Genomic DNA, 2,783 nt, shown 5'->3' with positions numbered 1-2,783 from the left:
GCGTGCAGCCGGTCCCGGTGCGCGGGGCCGAAGGGCGTCTGCTCCTGGGCGCCGTGCATGAGCAGCGCGAGCTGCCGCTCGAAGTGATCCCTGTCCTCCATGTGCTCCCTGTGCTCCATGGGTTCTCCCTCACCCCACCGGCTCGACGACGTCGGCCAGCAGCCGGCGGAGCCGGGCCACCCCGCGCGCGGCGTGGGACCGGGCGGTGCCCGCGGGGCAGCCCAGAATCTCCGCGACCTGCCGGTCGGGCAGGTCCTGGTAGTAGCGCAGCACGACCGCGGCCCGCTGCCGCGGGCTCAGCTGTGCCAGCGCCGCCTCCAGCCGGGAGCGCTCGGCCACGGTCGCCGAGATGTCACCGGCCGCCGCCACCTCGGGCAGCTCCTCCACGGGCCGCTCGCCCCACCAGCGCCGACGGGCCGAACGGGCCGCGGCCCGCGCCAGCACCGTGCGCACATACGCCTCCGGCGCCTCGTCGGCGACCTTCGGCCAGACGAACCACAGCTTGACCAAGGACTCCTGCAACAGGTCCTCGGCCCGGTGCCGATCCCCTCCGGTGAGCAGACGGGCCAGGTGGAACAACACCGACCAGCGGGCCGCCACGAACGCGTCGTACTCACCGGCGCGCGCCTGCTCCATCCTCACGGTCCCTGTCCTCGCCGGCTGTCTTCACCAGGAGAAAGGCCCTGGAGCCGGTCCGGCGCTGCACTCGGCGAGCGTGATCCGCGTCACGCACAGCGGTCACACCGCGGCCACCCGCAGCAACAGCACCGCCCGCTCGGGCACCGTGATCTCCGTCCCGGCCGCGTGCACCGTGCCCGGCGGCGCGGCCTGGTACTCGCGGGAGGTGTCCACGACCACCTCGTACCGCTCGGCCCACGGCGGACCGGGCAGGACGAAGCCCACCGGGCCGGCGCCCGCGTGCAGCACCGCGAGAAAGCTGTCGTCCGCGACCGGCGCGCCCCGCTCGTCCCGGCCCGGTATGTCCCGCCCGGAGAGATACATACCGAGCGTGGCCGCGGGGGCGTACCAGTCGGCCTCGGTCATCTCCGAGCCCCGCGCGGTGAACCAGGCCAGGTCGCGCAGCCCGTCCGCGGAGTGCGCGCGGCCGGAGAAGAAGGCGCGGCGGTGCAGCACCGGATGCCGGTGGCGCAGGTCGATCAGCCGGCAGGTCAGGTCGAACAGCGGGCGCCAGGCCGGGTCGTCCAGCAGCGACCAGTCCAGCCAGCTGATCTCGTTGTCCTGGCAGTAGGCGTTGTTGTTGCCGCGCTGGGTGCGGCCGAGTTCGTCACCGGCCACCAGCATGGGCACGCCCGTGGACAGCAGGAGAGTCGTCAGCAGATTCCTCAACTGGCGGCGGCGCAGCGACCGTACCCGCTCGTCCTCCGTCTCGCCTTCCACCCCGCAGTTCCAGGACCGGTTGTCGTCGGTGCCGTCGCGGTTGTCCTCGCCGTTGGCCTCATTGTGCTTGCGCTCGTACGACACCAGGTCGCGCAGCGTGAAACCGTCGTGCGCGGTGACGAAGTTGACCGAGGCGTACGGGCGCCGGCCGCCCCAGGCGTACAGGTCGCTGGAGCCGGACAGGCGGTAGCCCATCTCGCGGACGTCCGGCAGGGCGTGCCGCCAGAAGTCCCGGACCGCGTTGCGGTAGCGGTCGTTCCACTCCGTCCACAGGGGTGGGAAGGCGCCCACCTGGTAGCCGCCGGAGCCGATGTCCCACGGTTCGGCGATCAGCTTGACGCGCCTGAGGACGGGGTCCTGGGCGATGACGGCCAGGAAGGGGGACAGCATGTCGACGTCGTGCATCGAGCGGGCCAGCGCCGCCGCGAGGTCGAAGCGGAAGCCGTCCACGCCCATCTCCGTCACCCAGTAGCGCAGCGAGTCGGTGATCAGCCGCAGCACCTGGGGCTGCACGACGTGCAGGGTGTTGCCGCAGCCGGTGTAGTCGGCGAAGCGGCGGGCGTCGTCCTGGAGGCGGTAGTAGCCGCGGTTGTCGATGCCCTTCAGGGACAGCGTCGGGCCCAACTCGCCCGCTTCCGCCGTGTGGTTGTAGACCACGTCGAGGATGACCTCGATACCGGCCGCGTGCAGCGCGCGCACCATCCGCTTGAACTCGCCGACCTGCTGTCCCGTCGTACCGGAGGCCGCGTAGGCGGCGTGCGGGGCGAAGTAGCCGATGGAGTTGTAGCCCCAGTAGTCGCGCAGGCCCCGGCGCAGCAGATGGTCCTCGTGCGCGAACTGGTGGACCGGGAGCAGCTCCACGGCCGTCACGCCCAGTTTCACCAGATGCTCGATCGCCGCCGGATGCGCGAGGCCGGCGTATGTGCCGCGCAGCTCCTCGGGGATACCCGGGTGCAGCCTGGTGAAGCCGCGCACATGCAGCTCGTAGATCACCGAGTCCGCCCAGGGCGTCTTGGGCCGCCGGTCGTCGGACCAGTCGTCGTCATCGTGCACGACGACGCCCTTCGGGACGTGCGGTGCCGAGTCCCGGTCGTCGCGGACGGTGTCGGCGACGGACTGCTCGGGCCAGTCCCGGACATGCCCGTACACCTCCGGCGGCAGCCCGAACTCGCCGTCCACCGCCCGCGCGTACGGGTCCAGCAGCAGCTTGGCCGGGTTCCAGCGGGCGCCGGTCCAGGGATCCCAGCGGCCGTCCACCCGGTAGCCGTACCGCTGCCCCGGCATCACCCCCGGGACGAAGCCGTGCCAGATCTCGTGCGTCAGCTCGGTCAGCGCGAGCCGGGTCTCCCGGCCCTGTTCGTCGAACAGACACACCCAGACCGCCT

The 2,783-nt window shown here is 72.0% G+C and carries 2 protein-coding genes; both read right to left on the bottom strand.

Going from position 1 to position 2,783, the window contains the following annotated elements; translation table 11 throughout:
* Positions 1-129: 129 nt before the first annotated feature.
* Positions 130-636, bottom strand: coding sequence for a SigE family RNA polymerase sigma factor (locus M878_RS62205; protein ID WP_023546644.1), 507 nt, complete (start codon positions 634-636; stop codon positions 130-132).
* Between the two features lie 102 nt (positions 637-738).
* On the bottom strand, positions 739-2,783 hold a 2,045-nt coding region (gene glgX / locus M878_RS62200; protein WP_023546643.1), incomplete at its 5' end, for a glycogen debranching protein GlgX.

The organism is Streptomyces roseochromogenus subsp. oscitans DS 12.976 (assembly GCF_000497445.1).
GTDB lineage: Bacteria > Actinomycetota > Actinomycetes > Streptomycetales > Streptomycetaceae > Streptomyces > Streptomyces oscitans.
This window is presented reverse-complemented; position numbering and strand designations above follow the sequence as displayed.

What these genes read in the sequence shown, in the direction of transcription:
- M878_RS62205 (WP_023546644.1), bottom strand. Translation starts at nt 636, where the DNA reads ATGGAGCAGGCGCGCGCCGGTGAGTACGACGCGTTCGTGGCGGCCCGC.